Source organism: Virgibacillus siamensis, from assembly GCF_900162695.1.
Classification (GTDB): Bacteria; Bacillota; Bacilli; order Bacillales; family Amphibacillaceae; genus Lentibacillus; species Lentibacillus siamensis_A.
The window spans coordinates 2858711-2878628 of record NZ_FUIH01000007.1 but is presented as its reverse complement, the minus strand read 5'-3'; the positions used below and the strand labels follow the sequence as shown (position 1 = coordinate 2878628).

At 44.9% G+C, this 19918-nt stretch carries 22 protein-coding genes; all 22 read left to right on the top strand.

What is annotated here, in order from left to right; genetic code table 11:
- Positions 1-5: 5 nt before the first annotated feature.
- The 22 genes from rho to B1K71_RS17555 all read left to right on the top strand — a co-directional run bounded on the left by rho (position 6) and on the right by B1K71_RS17555 (position 19898).
- Positions 6-1286: a transcription termination factor Rho gene (gene rho, locus B1K71_RS17665; RefSeq protein ID WP_077329368.1), complete on the top strand. Its 1281-nt coding sequence runs from the start codon at positions 6-8 to the stop codon at positions 1284-1286.
- 140 nt (positions 1287-1426) lie between these two features.
- Complete coding sequence (locus B1K71_RS17660) at positions 1427-1672, top strand: type B 50S ribosomal protein L31 (RefSeq protein WP_077329366.1); 246 nt, start codon at positions 1427-1429, stop codon at positions 1670-1672.
- 287 nt (positions 1673-1959) lie between these two features.
- Complete coding sequence (locus B1K71_RS17655) at positions 1960-2589, top strand: thymidine kinase (RefSeq protein ID WP_077329364.1); 630 nt, start codon at positions 1960-1962, stop codon at positions 2587-2589.
- A 325-nt stretch (positions 2590-2914) separates the two neighbouring features.
- Positions 2915-3901, top strand: coding sequence for an NERD domain-containing protein (locus B1K71_RS17650; protein WP_175631960.1), 987 nt, complete (start codon positions 2915-2917; stop codon positions 3899-3901).
- Positions 3902-4056: 155 nt separating this feature from the next.
- On the top strand, positions 4057-5127 hold the full coding sequence (gene prfA / locus B1K71_RS17645; RefSeq protein WP_077329360.1) for a peptide chain release factor 1: 1071 nt from the start codon (positions 4057-4059) through the stop codon (positions 5125-5127).
- 1 nt (position 5128) lies between these two features.
- Positions 5129-5992 (top strand): peptide chain release factor N(5)-glutamine methyltransferase, encoded by an 864-nt coding sequence (gene prmC, locus B1K71_RS17640; protein ID WP_077329359.1) that lies wholly within the window; start codon positions 5129-5131, stop codon positions 5990-5992.
- Between the two features lie 68 nt (positions 5993-6060).
- Positions 6061-6666, top strand: a complete 606-nt coding sequence (gene spoIIR, locus B1K71_RS17635) for a stage II sporulation protein R (RefSeq protein ID WP_077329357.1) — start codon at positions 6061-6063, stop codon at positions 6664-6666.
- A gap of 60 nt (positions 6667-6726) precedes the next feature.
- On the top strand, positions 6727-7128 hold the full coding sequence (locus tag B1K71_RS17630) for a hypothetical protein (protein ID WP_077329355.1): 402 nt from the start codon (positions 6727-6729) through the stop codon (positions 7126-7128).
- Positions 7129-7323: 195 nt separating this feature from the next.
- The gene (locus B1K71_RS17625) at positions 7324-8340 is read left to right on the top strand and encodes an L-threonylcarbamoyladenylate synthase (RefSeq protein ID WP_077329353.1); all 1017 of its coding nucleotides are present in this window, start codon (positions 7324-7326) and stop codon (positions 8338-8340) included.
- Positions 8341-8437: 97 nt separating this feature from the next.
- Entirely contained in the window at positions 8438-8989 is a 552-nt protein-coding gene (locus B1K71_RS17620; protein WP_077329350.1) for a manganese efflux pump MntP, read from the top strand.
- Between the two features lie 442 nt (positions 8990-9431).
- Positions 9432-10040, top strand: a complete 609-nt coding sequence (locus tag B1K71_RS17615; protein ID WP_077329348.1) for a low molecular weight protein arginine phosphatase — start codon at positions 9432-9434, stop codon at positions 10038-10040.
- A gap of 64 nt (positions 10041-10104) precedes the next feature.
- Positions 10105-10545, top strand: coding sequence for a ribose 5-phosphate isomerase B (gene rpiB, locus B1K71_RS17610; RefSeq protein WP_077329346.1), 441 nt, complete (start codon positions 10105-10107; stop codon positions 10543-10545).
- A 6-nt stretch (positions 10546-10551) separates the two neighbouring features.
- Positions 10552-11160 carry a TIGR01440 family protein gene (locus tag B1K71_RS17605; RefSeq protein WP_077329345.1) on the top strand — a complete coding sequence of 203 codons (609 nt, stop codon included), beginning with the start codon at positions 10552-10554 and terminating at the stop codon, positions 11158-11160.
- The gene (glyA, locus tag B1K71_RS17600) at positions 11148-12383 is read left to right on the top strand and encodes a serine hydroxymethyltransferase (protein WP_077329343.1); all 1236 of its coding nucleotides are present in this window, start codon (positions 11148-11150) and stop codon (positions 12381-12383) included. The genes B1K71_RS17605 and glyA overlap by 13 nt, the downstream gene beginning before the upstream one ends.
- A gap of 222 nt (positions 12384-12605) precedes the next feature.
- Positions 12606-13235 carry a uracil phosphoribosyltransferase gene (upp, locus tag B1K71_RS17595; RefSeq protein WP_077329341.1) on the top strand — a complete coding sequence of 210 codons (630 nt, stop codon included), beginning with the start codon at positions 12606-12608 and terminating at the stop codon, positions 13233-13235.
- Positions 13236-13253: 18 nt separating this feature from the next.
- Positions 13254-14369, top strand: a complete 1116-nt coding sequence (gene wecB, locus B1K71_RS17590) for a non-hydrolyzing UDP-N-acetylglucosamine 2-epimerase (RefSeq protein ID WP_077329339.1) — start codon at positions 13254-13256, stop codon at positions 14367-14369.
- 227 nt (positions 14370-14596) lie between these two features.
- Entirely contained in the window at positions 14597-16807 is a 2211-nt protein-coding gene (locus B1K71_RS17580) for a S8 family serine peptidase (protein ID WP_077329336.1), read from the top strand.
- 533 nt (positions 16808-17340) lie between these two features.
- Complete coding sequence (locus B1K71_RS17575) at positions 17341-17709, top strand: ATP synthase subunit I (RefSeq protein ID WP_077330358.1); 369 nt, start codon at positions 17341-17343, stop codon at positions 17707-17709.
- Between the two features lie 18 nt (positions 17710-17727).
- Complete coding sequence (gene atpB, locus B1K71_RS17570; protein ID WP_077329334.1) at positions 17728-18450, top strand: F0F1 ATP synthase subunit A; 723 nt, start codon at positions 17728-17730, stop codon at positions 18448-18450.
- Between the two features lie 75 nt (positions 18451-18525).
- Positions 18526-18735, top strand: a complete 210-nt coding sequence (gene atpE, locus B1K71_RS17565; protein ID WP_077329332.1) for a F0F1 ATP synthase subunit C — start codon at positions 18526-18528, stop codon at positions 18733-18735.
- A gap of 162 nt (positions 18736-18897) precedes the next feature.
- On the top strand, positions 18898-19362 hold the full coding sequence (gene atpF / locus B1K71_RS17560; protein WP_077330356.1) for a F0F1 ATP synthase subunit B: 465 nt from the start codon (positions 18898-18900) through the stop codon (positions 19360-19362).
- Positions 19359-19898, top strand: coding sequence for a F0F1 ATP synthase subunit delta (locus B1K71_RS17555; protein ID WP_077329330.1), 540 nt, complete (start codon positions 19359-19361; stop codon positions 19896-19898). Before atpF ends, B1K71_RS17555 begins: the two co-directional genes overlap by 4 nt.
- Positions 19899-19918 lie beyond the last annotated feature (20 nt).

The following is a 19918-nucleotide window of genomic DNA, read 5'->3' as shown; positions in this document are numbered from 1 at the left end:
ATTGAATGGCAGCACTAACAATATCTCATTTAGAGACATTAACATTAAAAGAAGTATATACTCTGGCGCGTGAGTATAAGGTATCCTATTATGCAAAACTTACAAAACGCGAGCTGATTTTTGCGATATTAAAAGCACAGGCGGAAAAAGACGGATACCTGTTTATGGATGGAATTCTGGAAATTATTCCATCGGAAGGATTCGGATTTCTGCGTCCGATCAACTATTCGCCGAGTGCTGAGGATATTTATATTTCCGCATCACAAATCCGGCGTTTTGATTTGCGCAATGGTGATAAAGTTTCCGGTAAAGTCCGTCCTCCAAAAGAAAACGAACGTTACTATGGTTTGCTCCATGTTGACGCGGTCAATGGGGAAGACCCGGAAACAGCAAAAGAACGTGTCCATTTTCCGGCGTTGACAGCACTTTATCCGGACCGTTTAATGCAATTGGAAAAAGATACGAAACGACTTTCCACCCGGATTATTGATATTATGACACCAGTTGGCTTTGGACAGCGCGGTCTGATTGTAGCCCCGCCAAAAGCCGGTAAAACGGTATTATTGAAGGAAATTGCCAACAGCATTTCCGCAAACCACCCGGAAGCGAAGCTGATTATTCTGCTGGTCGACGAGCGTCCTGAGGAAGTAACCGATATTGAACGATCCGTCTCACCGGATGTCGATGTGGTCAGTTCAACATTTGACGAAGTTCCGGAAAGCCATATCAAAGTTTCCGAGCTTGTCCTGGAGCGCGCGATGCGTCTTGTTGAACATAAACGTGATGTCATCGTACTGATGGATAGTATCACGCGGCTGGCACGTGCATACAACTTGGTTATCCCGCCAAGCGGACGTACGCTTTCAGGTGGTATCGACCCGGCGGCATTCCACCGTCCGAAACGCTTTTTCGGTGCTGCCCGCAATATTGAAGAGGGTGGCAGCTTCACCATTTTGGCGACAGCATTGGTCGATACAGGCTCACGCATGGATGATGTGATTTACGAGGAATTTAAAGGAACCGGCAACATGGAACTGCACCTTGACCGCAGTCTTGCCGAACGTCGTATTTTCCCATCAATTGACATTCTTAAATCCGGCACCAGGAAAGAAGAACTGCTTATTTCAAAAAGTCATCTTGACAAAATTTGGGCAATCCGCAAAACAATGCAGGATTCCCACAACTTCCTGGACCGCTTCCTGAAGCGATTGCGTGCATCGAAGAACAACGAAGAATTTTTCCAGCAAATGGACGAGGAAATGGCCCGTAAAGGTGTAAAGAAATAGCCTGTAGCAATTAGCTATTGCAATCGATAAAGCAGACTGTTATAATTCTTTTATGTGAGTTTAGATAAGGTATTTTACCTGTGACGGCTCTTGCAATAACTCTGTTTCCATAGGATTCAGGGCAAAAAGGAGTGGAAGACATGAAAAAAGAAATTCATCCGGAATACAGAAAAGTTGTGTTTTTGGACACGAGCTCAGAATTTAAGTTTTTGAGCGGATCAACAAAAAGTTCAGACGAAACAATCGAGTGGGAAGATGGCAACACATACCCGCTGATCCGTGTTGAAATCAGTTCAGATTCACATCCGTTCTACACTGGTAAGCAAAAAGCTGACAAAGTTGGCGGACGTGTAGACCGATTCAAGAAAAAATATAATATGAAGTAAAAGGCTGAGACGACTGGTCAGAAGTGGACGCATAAGCAAGGGACCGAAAAGCGTGTGGTTTTTCACGCTTAGAGTGTCAATTGCTTATGACGGCAACTTCTAGGAGTCGAAGCTGGATTGATAAAAGGCTGAGACGACTGGATCGTTACAGCTGGATATGAATATGCAAAAAAACAGGCAAAATGTCTAAAGCGTTGCCTGTTTTTTTACTTTCAATTTTTATGAAAAAATGTCGAAAAAAGTGTTAAACTATTACATAGGAAATGACACTGAAGGGAGCTCCGCATATGTATGTGATGAAACAAAGTGGCTGGGTAGAGGTGATCTGCGGAAGTATGTTCTCCGGGAAATCCGAGGAATTAATCCGGAGAGTGCGCCGCGCAACGTTCGGTCATTTATCGGTCCGCGTATTTAAACCGGCAATTGATGACCGATATTCCGACGGTTCGGTTGTATCGCACAATGGCAACTCAACCATCGCACGCCCGGTAAAAAATTCCGATGAGATTCTGGCGGACATTGAAGGAGATTCTAATGTTGATGTCATCGGGATTGATGAAGCACAATTTTTTGATGAAAATATTGTAGCCGTAGCCGATGAACTGGCAAACGAAGGCATCCGCGTCATCATCGCCGGCCTTGATACCGACTTCCGCGGCGAACCATTCGGACCAATGCCAAAACTGATGGCACTCGCCGAATCGGTCACCAAGCTGAATGCCATTTGTCCTGTATGCGGATCTCCCGCAAGCCGTACCCAGCGGCTGATTGACGGCAAACCAGCATCATACGATGACCCAATCATCATGGTTGGTGCATCCGAGTCCTATGAACCAAGATGCCGCCATCACCACGAGGTCCCAAACAAGCCCAGTAGTATAGCATTAACAGCTGAATTGAAAAGTGCACAACGATAAGAGCATCCTGGCGGGGTGCTTTTTTTAAAATTATGAAAAAGTGCTGAATCAATACCGGTTTTCGCCGGATTAAATCAAAAAGTGCCGGAATAACCCTGAAATCCGCCGAATCCCTCCGTACAACATACTTTAATAATATATGTAATTTCGTAATTTCTACAGAAAAAATAGCTGAAATTCTATTTTGTTTAGACAAGTTAGCTAAATTGTTGCTGCTTTAATAATTTTTGTGCAAAAGAATTGCACTAAAATCACTTTTTGCTAAATTTCCATGCAGCAGCCTTTGGTGTACAATAGAAAAAAACAGTGGAAAGGTTGTGAACTGATGCCAGTTATTCAGCACCAGCGATCTGATTATATTATAAAGCTGGAAGCACTTAACCGTAGACTTCCCGCCACGCATCCGGCAAAAAATAAAGTAGAAAATCGGTTAATACGGGAGAAGGCGGGGATAAAAGGGGAAAACGATATGAATTTTTATTTGAGGTTTTTGTCCCCCGACAATCATTATCTTCATAAAAATCCCCGCATCCCATGCCATGGCAGCCACTTTGAAATAGATAATCTTCTAATGTATTGTACAGCTTTTCTGGCGGTTGAGGTAAAAAATTGGTATGGTACTATATTTTTTGATGGAGAAAGTCAAGTGATCCAGCGCCATGATAATGGAACTGAAATCGGATATCCCAACCCGATTCCACAAGTTAAACTCCAAATACACCGTTTAAGACTACTTCTGAACAGATTGAATATCCCATATATTCCGATGCACTATTTCATCGTTTTCAGCTCACCAAAAACAATCATCAAACCACTCTATCCTGACAACCCTGTTCCAAAAGAAGTTATTCACGCGAATCGGTTGTTTTTCCTTATAAAAAAATTTCTCCAGCAGTACTCTGCACCTATCTTGGATATGAAAAACATAGCTGATGTTTCGGCGTATTTAGTAGCAGAACATACACCGAAAATGGTTGATGTTATGTATGAGTTTGGTATTAAACCGTGGGAACTGATTAAAGGGGTATTTTGTCCGAAATGTGGAATAGCTCCAATGGCTTGGAAACATGGGAAGTGGCACTGCATTCAATGTTTGCATGCTTCAAAGATGTCCCATATATCGGCGCTGCGTGATTATATGTTGCTTATTTCTGATGAACTATCCAATGCAGAAGCGCGGAAATTCCTAAAGTTAGATTCACCGGATGTTATGAAGCGGTTGTTACGTGCTGCATATCAAGTGGCGGGGACTACAAAAAACAGAAGATATAAATTATCAAAGTGCCGGATTAATGCTAATTATGCCGAATAATTTCAAAAAGTGCCCAATCAATACCCGTTTTCGCCGGAATAACTCTATTAGTGCCGGAACAGCATCGAAATTCGCCGGAACAAACCACGATAACTTTGACCACTTCCCCCGAGTATACTATAATTAGACTGTTAATCGAAAAAGAGGTGACGGTTTTGTTAGAACGTTTACAATCATTGGAAGATCGATACAATAAATTGAATGAACTGCTTAGTGACCCGGACGTAATCAGTGATATGAATAAATTGCGTGAGTATTCCAAGGAACAGTCTGATCTGGAGGATGTTGTTCAGGCGTACCGTGAATATAAAGATGTGACGCAGCAATTGAAAGATGCGCGCGATATGCTTGATGATGATCTGGATGAAGAGATGCTGGAGATGGCAAAGGAAGAGATTTCAGAGCTGGATGCTCAGCAGGAAGATTTGGAGGAAAAGCTGAAGGTTCTTCTGCTTCCGAAAGATCCGAATGATGATAAGAACGTTATCATGGAAATCCGCGGTGCGGCTGGCGGTGATGAGGCTGCACTGTTTGCTGGTGATCTGTACCGGATGTATTCAAAATTTGCCGAGACGAAGGGCTGGAAGACGGAAGTTATCGAGGCAAGTTCCACAGGTGTCGGCGGGTACAAGGAAATTATTTTCATAATCAATGGTACCGGTGCGTATTCCGAGTTGAAGTTTGAGAATGGTGCACACCGCGTACAGCGTGTTCCGGAAACAGAGTCAGGCGGAAGAATCCATACATCGACTGCAACAGTGGCCGTGCTGCCGGAAGCGGAAGAGGTGGAAGTGGATATTCACGAAAAAGATATTCGTGTCGATACGTTCGCATCCAGCGGTCCCGGCGGGCAGAGTGTTAATACGACCATGTCCGCTGTTCGCCTGACGCACATGCCGACTGGTGTTGTTGTGTCGTGTCAGGATGAAAAATCCCAGATTAAAAATAAGGAAAAGGCAATGAAAGTGCTGCGCGCTCGTGTCTATGACAAATTCCAGCAGGAGGCACAGGCGGAGTATGATGAGAATCGGAAGTCTGCGGTTGGAACTGGTGACCGGTCGGAGCGGATCCGTACGTACAATTTCCCGCAAAACCGCGTGACAGACCACCGTATCGGTCTGACCATTCAGAAACTCGATCAGATTATGGAAGGAAAAATCGAGGAATTCATCGAAGCGTTGTTAATCGAGGAACAAACGAAAAAACTGGAACAAATTGGTGAATAATATGGCGAATGAAACGAAACAATATGAAGTCCTGCGCCGGGCTTCTCTTTTTTTAGAAAAACATCATCGTGAGCCAAAGGTTGCCGAGTTGCTGCTGCAGCATTTCCGTGGTGTTTCCCGGTCACAATTTTTCATGGATATGCGGGAGCCGGTTCCTAACGATATTGCGGACCAATTCCGGCAAGCGATTATCAAGCATGCAACAACAGGTATACCGATCCAGCATATCATCGGCAGTGAGGAATTTTACGGGCGAAATTTTCAGGTGAACCGTCATACGCTGATACCAAGGCCGGAAACGGAAGAGCTTGTCCAGCAAGTGATTCAAGCCGCCCCGGTTACGCCGGTTACGATTGTTGATATTGGGACGGGGAGCGGCATCATCGCGATTACGCTTGCACTTGAGCTTGAAAATGCCACCGTATACGCGACAGATATTTCCGAAAAGGCACTGCAGACCGCGGAAAAAAATGCATCCAACCTCGGTGCCGAAGTTACGTTCATGCAAGGCGATTTCCTGAAGCCGGTCATGGAAAAAAATATAAAAGCGGATATCATTGTTTCCAACCCGCCATACATTTCCGCGGCAGAAAAACCATCGCTTTCGGACACGGTGAAAAATTTCGACCCGGAACTTGCTTTATTTGCCGATAAGAACGGATTGGCGGCTTATCAAAAAATCATCGCCGATTTGCCGGATGTAACAAAGCAGAACGGGCACATATTTTTTGAAATTGGGCATGAACAGGGAGAGGCGGTCAGCAACCTGCTCCGTAACACTTTCCCATCCTGCACAACCGAAATTATGCAGGATATCAACCGCAACGATCGTATTATAAAAGGAAGCTGGCAGAAAATATACTAGATTCGTAGTTTAAAAAAAATCACCCCTGTCCATACTGGTGGTAAATCAGTTGGAGAGGGGTTTTGACGGTGAAAAAGTTTATTTGTGGAGCTATTATCCTATTTATTATTCTATTTTCCATGCCGATAAAGGGCATGAGTGAAGATAACAGTTCATCTATGGATGTGAAGGTTATTCCTGATGAAGCCATTCGCCTCCGTATTTTGGCCAATAGTGATAAACCGGCCGATCAGGCGGTAAAACGGATGGTCCGTGATGAGGTGAGCAATGTCATTTCGAAGTGGGTTAAGGATATAACCGATATTAATGAAGCGAGAAGAATGATTGAAGCGCGTATACCAGAAATAAAGCAGATTGTCGACGGCGTGTTGAAGCGGGAGAACGAACAGCCAATCTATGATGTGAAATATGGTAAAAAGATTTCGTTTCCAGCCAAGCTATACGGTGATTATTTGTACCCGGCTGGAAAATATGAGGCAGTATTGATTACACTTGGTAAAGGAAAAGGTGCCAATTGGTGGTGTGTACTGTTCCCGCCGCTCTGTTTTCTCGATTTTTCGAATGGAACAAGTGTCGCTGAAGCTGCTCCTGAAAAAGAACAAGAAGAATTAAAAGAGAAGGAAGAGCCTGTCGAGGTAAAGTTTTTCCTGTTTGAATGGTTTGATTGGTTATAGGTCTGTCAAGTTCTGCATAAGATGATAGAAATACAATGATTATCTTAAGAGGTGATGAGGATGAAACTTATACCAGCAAATAAGGCACCGAAAAAAGAACTGGCACGTTTTTTGGAGATGAACGAAAATGTGGACGGAAAGCTGCTTGTGGATAAAGGGTATGCAGTTGAGGTCAACGAAAAAATTGAGGGATGTTTTGTTCTGGATGCAGTGGAAAATGATATATACTGGCTGAAGCAGCTTTATATCACGAAGAGTGCTGCTGCCAAACTTCCGGTACTGCTGGAAGGGATTCTGACACTGGCCAAAAAGAAGCAGGCGCGGAAAGTATATGTCCACAGCCATCAGCCGATGGTGGATATCTTACTCGAAGCATTGCAATTTCATCCACAAGCTGGGAGCGAATGGGTGAATAAGTATCCGATTGAAAAGGGGAACTGGTGGACATATAATGTATCTTAAATTTATGCACAGAAACTGTGGATAATGTGTTCGGAATCTGTGTATAACCAAGATTAGTTATTAACATAGCTTTTATATCAATAGGTTAATTGTGGATAGTCTGTGGATAAACGTCTGCAGACTCTTTATTTTGCCATTAAAACAACCATCGATTAAAATAAATTTACGAGATAAAAGAGTTAGCGAGGGACAATGATGAGTCAAACAAAGCGATGGAATGTGACGATGAGCAGCAATGCAATAACGGAAGCAGCAGGTCTTTTAAAAGATGGAAAAACGGTTGCTTTTCCGACTGAAACGGTGTACGGGCTTGGAGCGGATGCAACGAGTGAAAAAGCAGTATCCGGAATTTTCAGGGCAAAGGGCAGGCCTGAGGATAATCCGCTGATTGCCCATGTTGCAACGAAAGAACAATTGCGCGGACTGGTGACGGAGCTGACGCCGCTTGCCGAAACATTAATCGATGCATTCACGCCGGGACCGCTTACGATTATTCTGCCGACGAACGGAACCTGTGCAAAAAACGTAACGGCAGGGTTATCCACAATCGGGGTGCGGATTCCCAGTCATCCGGTTGCCCATGAACTGTTGAAAACGTGCAATATCCCCATTGCTGCCCCGAGTGCGAATATTTCCGGAAAGCCAAGCCCGACAACAGCAGAACACGTCTGGGCAGATCTGCAAGGGAAGATAGACGGTCTTGTGGATGGTGGACCTACCGGTGTTGGCGTGGAATCAACTGTTGTGGATTGCTCGCAGGATATTCCGGTTATTCTTCGCCCTGGCGGCATTACAAAGGAACAGATTGAGCAAGTCAGTGGTACAGTTATGGTTGATCCCGCCCTGGCGGATTCGTCGGACAAACCGAAAGCACCCGGAATGAAGTATACCCACTATGCACCGGAAGTTCCGATGTGGCTTGTTGCCGGATCTGCGGATAAACTGCAGGAAGTTATCCACAAGGAACAAAAACAAAATAAGCGGGTCGGTGTTATGGCAAGCAATGAAACGGCTGCAAAAATGAATGCTGATCATATCATCCCGCTCGGCAGCGATCTTGTGGAAATTGCTGCTAATTTGTATGATGCGTTACGTGAATTTAAAAACGGGGATGTCGATGTGATTCTTTGCGAAACATTTCCGACAACAAATATCGGCCATGCTATAATGAACCGTCTGGAAAAAGCTGCTACGTCGTATATCAGGGAATAGAAGGGACACGGCATCTAAAGTTCCATCCTGAAGCAAGTCATCATATTTACCAGTGGACATGCATATAGTGAAGTAGCATGTCCGGGGAGGAATGTGGATGACGGCATATCAGGTGGGGGAGTTGGTTTCCCTTCTATTTATGGCGGTCGCGCTTGGGATGGATGCATTTTCTGTTAGTCTTGGGCTGGGAATGCGGGAAATCCGCTTGAAACGCATCGCCATAATCGGATTAGTAATTGGATTATTCCATGTATTAATGCCCTTTATCGGAATTTTGGTGGGACAAGCCATATCCGAACAAATCGGTCGGTACGCGGTTCTTGCAGGTGGGCTGCTGCTTATCGGAATTGGGGCTCAAATGGTGTTTTCCGCGTTTAATCATGAAACAAGAAGTTTTGTCAATCCGGTTGGAACCGGGCTGCTGGTACTCGCATTCAGTGTGAGCCTGGACAGCTTTTCAGTAGGGCTCAGCCTGGGCATGTCCCAAGTCAAAACGGTGATTGCATTACTGGCGTTCGGTGCAGCAAGTATGATGCTGACATGGGCCGGGATGATTCTGGGCCGGAAAGTGCACGGCCTGCTCGGTGTGTACAGCGAAATTTTAGGCGGCAGCATATTGTGCGGGTTCGGCCTGAATATGTTGTTTTAAGATGAGAAGGATTTTCTGCAATGAAGCAGGAAGTCTTTTTTCTTTGTTCAGGAAATTATAGATTTTTCACCTGTGGATAATTAACATTATCCAATCAGCCATGTCCAGCTCCAGCGCCCAGCAACTAGCAAACTTCACACGGATTAAGGAAGATCGGCTAAAACCGCCGCTTTGCGCGGCAACGCCGATCCACCCTGCATGGCAGGGCGCAGTTTGTCGCAGTTTGACTGGCAGTAATCCCCACTGAAAATCGTGGGGAAACTGCCAGTTCAAGCCCGATTTGTTCAACTAACATTCAGTGGAAAAACACCACTGCATGAAGTTTCACGATATACGTTGCTAAACGGGCGCTTCCGCTTTTGTTTTTTTGCTGATTTTTTTCTGACACGCCAATTTTTCTATGGTATAGTTTGAGTTGGAAGATAAAAACGGGGGTACCCAAATGAACATTTTATTCGTTTGTACAGGAAATACATGCCGAAGCCCGATGGCAGAAGCATTAATACGACATAAAATGCCGGAAATCAGCGTGCAATCGGCGGGGATTTTTGCGGTGAATGACCAGCGTCCAAATACGAAGGCAATCACGGTACTGGAAAAGAAAAACATTCCGATGGATTCCAAGTCACAGCCGGTTACCAATCCGTTGCTTCACTGGGCTGATCTCGTCATAACAATGACGACCCAGCATAAGCAATCACTGATCATGCAGCATCCGGATTTCCAGGAAAAGTATTTTACATTGAAAGAATATGTTTCTGAAGACAAAAAAGTGTGGAATGAACTGACCCAGGCATATGCAGAGCTTGAAGAAAAACGGTCACGCATCATTTTTGAGAATCAGCATACACTCAGCAAACGGAAACTGGAAGAAAAGCTGGCCGGGGAGTTGGAAGAAGGTATTCATAATATAAGGAATCTTGAAGCAAATCTGATTAATTATGATATATCCGACCCGTTCGGCGGCAGTCTGGAAACGTACCAGCAAACATTGGATGAACTGGAAAAATATATTGGACTGCTTGTAAAGAAAATAAACGGAAACACTTAAAAATTCAACAAAATTCGTGCATAATGGAAATAGTTGAAATTTACACCGAGAGGAGCGTTAGAGGATGAAAGTCATTTTAACATCAGACCATGCAGGCGCAAAACTGCGTGAGGAAGTGCGCAGCCTGCTGGAGGATATGGATATTGTATATGAAGATACCGGCTGTTCGTGTGAGACGTCAGTTGATTATCCGGACTATGCACTGCCTGCTGCTGAACGAGTGGCCAGTGGTGAATTTGACCGGGGGATATTCATTTGCGGAACGGGAATCGGCATGTCGATTTCCGCCAACAAAGTTAAAGGAATCCGCTGCGCATTGACACATGATGTGTACAGTGCAAAATTGACTCGCCAGCACAATGACTCCAATGTTCTGGCAATGGGAGAGCGTGTCGTTGGACCGGGACTTGCGACTGAAATCGCCAGAACATGGCTGGAAACCGATTTTGACGGCGGCAGGCATGCTAACCGGGTTGGAAAAGTTACAGCGTATGAGGAGCAGTAGGTAGTCATGAATAATGTTGCACAGCAGATCAAGCGCGATGCCGAAGCTGTTTTAACTGAATTCAAAAACAGCGGGCATCTGGCTGATGGTGATGTATTTGTAATCGGTTGCTCCACAAGTGAAGTTGTTGGCAAACACATCGGCACATCCGGGAGTGAAGAAGCTGCAGCGACTATTTTTGAAGCATTAAATGAGCTGCAGCGCGAAACCGGTGTGCTGCTTGCTTTTCAGTGCTGCGAACACTTGAACCGCTCACTTGTGGTCGAAAAGGACACGATGAAAAAGCACCTCTTGGATGAAGTTTCCGCTGTTCCGGTCCCAGGTGCCGGCGGTTCGATGGCATCCTACGCTTACCGTCACATGAAGAGCCCGGTCCTCGTTGAGACGATTCATGCCGACAGTGGTATCGATATCGGCGAAACGATGATCGGGATGCATTTAAAGCATGTTGCCGTTCCGCTCCGTTTTGAACAGCGGACAATCGGTCAGGCACGGATCAATGCGGCACGCACCCGCCCGAAATTGATCGGCGGCAAACGTGCGGTCTATGAACCTATGAATGAAGCAATCAATCCACTTTCAAATTTAAGGGGGAAACCAAAATGGAACATGTAAAACAAACAGACCAGGAATTGTACAATGCGATTCAGGGTGAGAAAAAGCGCCAACAGGAAAAGATTGAACTGATCGCCTCTGAAAACTTTGTCTCAGAAGCGGTAATGGAAGCGATGGGATCCGTGCTGACGAACAAATATGCGGAAGGGTATCCGGGCAAGCGTTATTATGGCGGCTGTGAACACGTCGATGTTGTGGAAAATCTGGCCCGCGACCGTGCAAAAGAATTGTTTGGTGCAGAACATGCCAACGTTCAGCCGCATTCCGGTGCACAGGCAAATATGGCAGTATATTTCACCGCGCTTGAACCGGGTGACACCGTACTTGGCATGAACTTGAACCATGGCGGTCACCTGACACACGGCAGCCCTGTGAACTTCAGCGGGAAACTTTATAACTTTGTCGACTATGGTGTGGACAAAGAATCTGAGAAACTGGACTATGACGCTGTTTTGGAAAAAGCAAAAGAAGTAAAGCCGAAATTGATTGTAGCAGGTGCGAGCGCATATTCCCGTGAGATTGATTTTGCCAAATTCCGTGAAATTGCGGATGCGGTTGATGCGTATTTGATGGTGGATATGGCACACATCGCAGGACTCGTTGCAGCGGGACTTCATAACAATCCGGTGCCACATGCGCATTTTGTCACAACGACGACACATAAAACATTGCGCGGACCACGCGGCGGCATGATTTTGTGCAATGAAGAATTTGCGAAAAAAGTTGATAAATCCGTTTTCCCTCGTATGCAGGGTGGCCCATTGATGCACGTGATTGCAGCGAAAGCAGTATCATTTAAAGAGGCATTATCTGATGAATTTGTTGAATACAGCAAGCAGGTTATTGCCAATGCCAAAACACTCGCTGAAACATTGTCCGATGAAGGTATCCGGATTGTGTCAGGCGGAACGGACAACCATTTGCTGCTTGTTGATGTAACAACATTGAATCTGACTGGTAAAGTTGCCGAAAAAGTATTGGATGATATTGGTATTACAGCAAATAAAAATACCATTCCATTTGAAACAGAAAGCCCATTTGTCACAAGCGGTCTTCGCATCGGGACAGCTGCTGTGACAAGCCGCGGCTTCCGTGAAGCGGAAATGAAGGAAATTGGTTCGATTATCGCGTATACGCTGAAAAATCATGAAGACAAATCCGTACTTCGTGAGGCGGCTGATCGTGTTAAAGGACTTACTGATAAAACTCCATTGTATGCGTGATTGATAAGGATGTTCTCCTGAACGGGGAGCATCCTTTTGCTGTGTGCCGGGGAAGCGTGCGGGTTCTGCATACTTCTATCAGGAAATTTCCGATTCTATCAGAAAAATCCATGTTCTTTCAGCGAAAACGGCATTTCGATATTTTGCAGGGGATACTTGAAAGCACGTCTTTTTTTCAGTACAATTTTAAAGATGCAACAAATAATGAAGGAGTGATCAGAAATGGGGAAAGTCCACGTACTGGATCATCCATTAATCCAACATAAGTTAACGTACATACGGGATAAAAATACCGGAACAAAGGAATTTCGCGAATTGGTTGACGAGGTGGCAATGCTGATGGCGTTTGAAATCACCCGTAATCTGCCGCTGCAGGAAAAGACGATTGATACACCTGTCATGGAAGCAAAAACGAAAGTGCTGGCGGGTAAAAAAATCGGCCTGATTCCGATTCTCCGCGCCGGGCTTGGTATGGTTGACGGGATGCTGAAGCTGATTCCGGCAGCGCGTGTCGGACATGTCGGCTTATACCGTGATCCGGAGACATTGCAGCCGGTTGAATACTATATCAAATTGCCAAAGGATATTGAGGAACGCGAGTTGATCGTGATTGATCCGATGCTTGCCACTGGCGGTTCAGCAAATGATGCGATCCATTCCCTGAAAAAACGCGGGGCAAAACAAATTCGCCTGATGTGTCTGATTGCTGCTCCTGAGGGTGTCGAGGTTATCAAGGAAGAACATCCTGATGTCGATATTTATCTTGGCGCACTGGACGAAAAACTGGACGAACATGCTTACATCATTCCTGGGCTTGGTGATGCCGGAGACCGTTTATTCGGTACAAAATAGTAGTGGAGTGAATTGACAATGGCCGAACGGATAAAAGTGATGACGATTTTCGGGACGAGACCGGAAGCGGTGAAAATGGCGCCGCTCGTACTGGAATTGAAAAAGCATCCGGACGTATTTGAGCCGGTTGTGGCGGTAACTGCTCAACACCGGGAAATGTTGGATCAGGTACTGGATATATTTGGGATTACCCCGGATTTTGACCTGAACATTATGAAGCAAAAGCAAACCCTTGCGCAAGTAACGACACGTGCATTGGAAGGGCTCGATGATGTGATGAAAAAGACAAATCCGGATATCGTGCTTGTCCATGGTGACACAACGACAACGTTTGCCGCATCACTTGCCGGCTATTACAATCAGATTGCCGTCGGACATGTGGAGGCCGGGCTCCGCACATGGAATAAATATTCCCCGTACCCGGAAGAAATGAACCGGCAGTTGACAGGCATCATGGCGGACCTGCATTTTGCCCCGACGGAAAAATCAAAACAAAATCTGCTCGATGAAAATAAACCGGCCGAGCGTATTTTCGTTACCGGGAATACGGCAATCGATGCTTTGCAAACAACTGTAAATGAAACGTATTCAAGTCCAATCATTGATGCGCTTGGCGGGAACCGGCTTGTGCTCATGACTGCCCATCGCCGGGAAAACTTAGGCAACAACATGCAGCAAATGTTTCGCGCGATCAAGCGGATTGTTGAAGCGCACAATGATATCCGGGTGATTTATCCGGTCCACCTGAATCCGGCAGTCCGCGAAACAGCCAACAAGATTCTAGGAAACGATGACCGCATTCAATTGATTGAACCACTGGATGTTGTGGATTTTCATAATTTCGCGGCAAGATCCCATTTGATTTTGACCGATTCCGGCGGTGTGCAGGAAGAGGCACCTTCACTTGGCGTCCCTGTCCTTGTTCTGCGTGACACGACGGAACGCCCTGAAGGCATTGAAGCTGGTACATTGAAACTTGCCGGCACGGATGAAGACACCATTTTTAAGATGGCACACGAACTGCTAAGCAATCACGATTCCCATGAGAAGATGGCCAAAGCATCCAACCCATATGGTGACGGCCGGGCATCGCAAAAAATTGCCGATGCGATTGTGGGGTATTTTAAAAGATAAATATATTGAGTAAGGGACTGCACGGGATCCGATTGCGTGCAGTTCTTTTATTTTGAAAAGCGTATTGCCGAAGCTTTTTTGCGAACCTTCCAGTGGAAAAACGCGCCTTCACAAGAAAATACGGTCCTTCACCAAAAAGTCCATCATCATTTTAAAAACAGGAAACAATCCCCGATGCATGATTTTCCTTTTTTTACAAAAACTATCCGTAAAAAGGGGACTTGATCATGCGCTACATACTTATTCTGCTATTAACAGCACTCACCTTATTTCCTGTACATACATCTGCAGCACCGAACAACGAAAAAACAGATAACATGGCATCCATCATTATCGAGGTGGAGGGCAACCCGCATGAACACAAGCAATACATAAATAACCACTACCCGTATGTTGAGATTGTTGCGGTTTATGATACGTTGTTTAATGGACTTGCATTGAAGGCATCACCCAGACGGCTCAGCCGAATGGATTCGCTCGATTTCGTGAAGGCAGTTCATCCGACGGCAGTATTTGAAACAAATCTGTCCAACGAGACGGCACGCACGGAACGAATGCCGGAGAATGAAAATGCCTTTATCCCGGGTTCCATCAATAATACCGACTATACTGGGGACGGGGTGCAGGTGGCTGTTATTGATACAGGGATTGCGTATGACCACCCTGACCTGGCAGGTAACTATGTAACCGGATTCGATCTGGTTGACCTTGATGATGATCCGATGGAAACGTTGAAATCACAAGGGATTCCGACGATGCATGGTACACATGTGGCGGGGATTATTGCAGCGGATGGGGAATTAACAGGGGTAGCACCTGATGCGGATATTTATGCATACCGTGCACTTGGCCCCGGCGGACGGGGGACATCGGTACAGGTTATTGCTGCACTTGAGCAGGCGGTAAATGACGGGGCAGATGTAATAAACCTGTCACTTGGAAATACGGTGAATGGCCCTGATTTCCCGACGAGTGTTGCGGTAAATCGGGCTGTTGAAAAAGGTGTAACGGTTGTCATCGCCAACGGAAACAGCGGACCGGATACATGGACGGTCGGTTCTCCGGCGACCGCGGCAAAAGCCATTTCAGTCGGAGCAGCAGCAAATCCGCAAAAGGTTCCATACCTTTATGAGACACTGCTGGATAAAAAAATCAGCATAGCATTAATGGCAGGATCGGTTCCATGGGATTTTACAACGGATCATCAAATTGCTCCATTCCCGGAAAAAAATGTACGCGGTAAAATTGCGCTTATAAAGCGTGGCAAGGTGCCTTTTCATGAACTTGCGGAACAGGCGGAAGAAGCAGGGGCGATTGCTGTCCTTATTTACAACAATGAAAAAGGAACCTTCCAGGGATCGATTGACAATGGAGAAGATCCAATTGGGATTCCGGTTGCTTCCATTTCCAAACGTGACGGGGAATGGCTGCTTCAGCATGCAAAAAAGAAACACTTTTATATGGAAACGAACTATGCGACAACAAAATTGAATATTGCGCCGTTCAGCTCGCGCGGTCCGGTCACTGTGAATTGGGATCTGAAGCCGGATGTCAGTGCACCCGGGACCAATATTTTAAGCACTGTCCCCGGTGGATATATGGAACTGCAAGGGACAAGCATGGCCGCTCCTCATGTCACTGGTACGGTTGCACTGATAAAAGAAGCACATCCCAAATGGACGACTGCCCAAATCAGCGGCGCATTAAAAACGACCGCCCAAAGAATCAAACATCACGGTAAACCAATTAGTCCGATTGTCCAGGGGATGGGTGAAATTCAGCCGAAAGCCGCGATCAATACAACATCGATTCTGTATAATCCATTACTGTCCTACGGGAAAATCACATCCTATAAACAATCGAAAACAATCCATTTAAAAATAGAAAATACAAGCAGCCATGGGCAGCAATATACGTTCAACATTCCTAAAAAGCAACAGGGGATAACGTGGCAGCTGCCATTATCATTCACGATTCCAAAGGGAGAAACGAGAACGGTACCGGTTGAACTGAGTATCAACAGCAGTCTGCTTGGCAAAGGAATTCACCAGGGCTGGCTCACACTGAAGCAGGGTGAAAAGGCATACCAGCTTCCATATATGTTCATTAATCAAACGGCCGAATATCCAAAAGCAATGGGGTTCAGTTTTTCTCTGAAACCATTCTCCGCAAAAGAATATGTATACCAGATTTATGTTACTGAGCCGGCGGAACGTATTGAGGTGAACCTGTACAATCCGGATACACTTCTCTTTGACCGTACATTATTAAAGCTGAAGGACGTTGATGCCGGGATGGTGAAAGGCCATTTTGAAAAAAACAAACTTGGCAAGCCGGGCAAATATCGGGCTGTTATTACGGTTCACCTGAAAAATGGCGAAATCGAAAGTCACCAGACAGAAGTGACGATTCCGGGAACAGCTCCCGGGTCGTCTTGAGTTCACACATAAAAATCTGCTGTAATTCATCTATTTTTTCAAAAATTTTCCGCAGTTCACAGAATCGTCATGATTTAGACGTAATTTATCATTTATAATATGTAGTGGAAAGAAATGTTCAAACGAATTGCAGGTTGTATATCTGTGGCACATTCTGCGAAACGTGTTGAATCAGGTCGGAAATTGCCTGTGTAAAATTGGCAGGTGACAAATGATTTTTCGTGTCACATAGTGATTGACAAGGGACTGTGCCTAATGTAAACTAGCTTAGTGTGGAATGGTAAGGTTTCCAATTATAAACTGAAATAATTGTGTTTTTTTCGCGAAAAATCTTACATAAGTTTAAATAACTTATTCCACAACTGCAGTGATATACCTCACATCGCTTCTTATTATAAATGAGGAAATTATCCCTGGATTTTTTTGCCCTAAGGTAAGGGCAGACCAGGTTTTCTAATGTGGATGATGGCAGCCCAACCTTTGATAAGAAAGGGATTGGAGCTGCACAACATGATCAGGAGAAGAGTCAAATCATGTCAAACTATGATGTTATGATAACCCGTCAGCGAAAATGGATGTTTTACCTTCTTGCAATTTTAGTGCTGGGGGCAGGTTTTACTCCGTATCCACGAATTTTCCTCGGACTTCTGTTAGGAAGCACAGCCAGCTTTTACAACTTATGGCTCTTGCAAAAGAAGGTTAACGATGTTGCCGATGCAGTAGCCGAGAACAAGAAAGCAAAAGGGGTTGGCACGTTGGGGAGGCTTGCAGCAGTCGCGCTGGCAGTGTTAATCGCACTTCGTTTCGAAGAACATTTTCACATGATAGCAGTAGTAATTGGACTGATGACATCCTATATTGTCATTATTGCAGATTTTTTTGTGTCTGAATTTAAAAAGTAATGAGAGAGGGGTGAAAAAGTGGATCACGGCGCACCAATCGTTGAGGATGTTTTTGGGATTTCCTGGCTGGATTTTAATTTATCCAACGTTTTGATGATTATTATCGCTTCGGCCATTGTATTTGTACTTTGTGTGCTCGGTTCAAGAAGCTTGCAAATGAAACCGACCGGCGCACAAAACTTTATGGAGTGGATTGTTGACTTTGTAAGAGGTATGGTCAATGACACAATGGAGTGGAGCAAAGGCAGAATTTTTCTGCCAATGGCACTGACACTCATCACCTATATCTTTGTCAGCAACCTGATGGGGGTTGTCACACTGGCAACATTCGGCCACGACCTGTGGTGGAAATCGCCGACATCTGATGCCGGAGTTACATTGACATTATCAGGAATGGTAATTATTTTATCAAACTACTACGGTGTTAAGGTTAAGGGCGGCAAGGAATACGTTAAAGGTTTCTTCAAGCCGTTCCCGATATTTTTCCCGATAAAAATTATCGAGGAATTTGCCAATTCGTTGACACTGGGTCTCCGGTTATTCGGTAACATCTATGCGGGCGAAGTTTTACTTGGATTACTCGCAGGATTGATGACTTCAAGTTGGTTTGGGTTTTTCGGAGGTGCAATTCCGATGTTGGCATGGCAAGGTTTCAGTATCTTTATCGGTGCTATTCAGGCCTTTATCTTTACATTGCTGACATTAGTTTATCTGTCACAAAAGTTCAGTAATGATCACTAGGATTTATTAGCAATTGGTAATAAACCTGTTTATCAGGATAAAAAATTACAAACATATTTGAGGAGGATTTTTATTATGAGTGGAGCATTAGCAGCAGCAATCGCAGTAGGATTGGCCGCAGTTGGTGGCGGTATTGGTAACGGTCTTATCGCAAGCCGTACAGTTGAAGGGATCGCTCGTCAACCGGAGCTGAAAGGTCAGCTTCAAACAACAATGTTTATCGGGGTCGGTTTGGTTGAGGTTATGCCGATCATCGCAGTTGTTATCGCATTTATGGTTATGTAGTGAGCCGAATAAAATAGGCGGAGAGAACTTCTTCGCCATTCTTTATGCACGTGGATGGAATATGGAATGCAGAAATGTTAGACGGAAGGAGTGAATACTGTGCCGACATTCACCGGATTTTCTACAATCTATGCCGGAATCGGCGGACTCCATGTTGGAGATATGCTTGTTCAGCTTGTGTTCTTCATCATTCTGTTGGTTTTACTGCGCAAATATGCGTGGGGGCCATTGATGGGAATAATGCAAAAGCGTGAAGAATACGTGGCAAGCGAAATTGAAGCCGCTGAACACAGCCGTAAAGAAGCTGAGAGAGCGCAGAACGAGGCTGCAGCCCAGCTGAAGCAGACAAAGCATGATGCGCAGCAAATCATTGAGGATGCTAAACGTACAGGTACCAAGCAGGAGCAGGAAATCGTTCAATCTGCCAAAGCAGAAGCAGAACGAATCAAGCAGGCTGCACAGGAAGAAATCCAAAATGAAAAAGAAAAAGCAATCCAGGCATTGCAGGATAAAGTTGCTTCCTTGTCTGTTCTGATTGCAAGCAAAGTTATTGAAAAAGAAATTAGTGCACAGGATCAGGAAGAACTGATTAATGAATATATTAAAGAGGCAGGAGAAGAGCGATGAGTGAAGCAATTGCCAATCGATATGCAGACGCTCTTTTCCAGCTTGCCAATGAACAAGGCAAAACAGAACAGTTAATGAAAGAATTCAGTGTGCTGGAAGAAGTTTTTCAGGAGAACCAAGAGCTGGATTCATTTCTTAAGCATCCGCGGGTCAGTAATGATAAGAAGAAACAATTTCTGGATGAAGTGTTTAAAGACTTTTCAACCGATGTAAGAAACACGTTGAAAATTCTAGTAGAACGCCATCGTATTGAGGTTATTCCTTCGATGATCGATCACTACACAAAACTGGTGAATGATGCAAAGGGAATCGTGGAAGCTACCGTATACTCCGTTCGCAAATTGTCTGATGCTGAACGGGAGCAGATTGAAAAATCGTTTGCGAAACGATTGAACAAGCAAACAGTCAAGCTGGAGAACATCGTAGATCCATCTGTTCTTGGCGGCGTGAAAGTACGTGTCGGGAATTCAATCTATGATGGGACCATCAGCAATAAATTACAACGACTTGAGCGGAATATAGTTTTTGCAAACTAAAGAAGATAGGGGTGAAATGG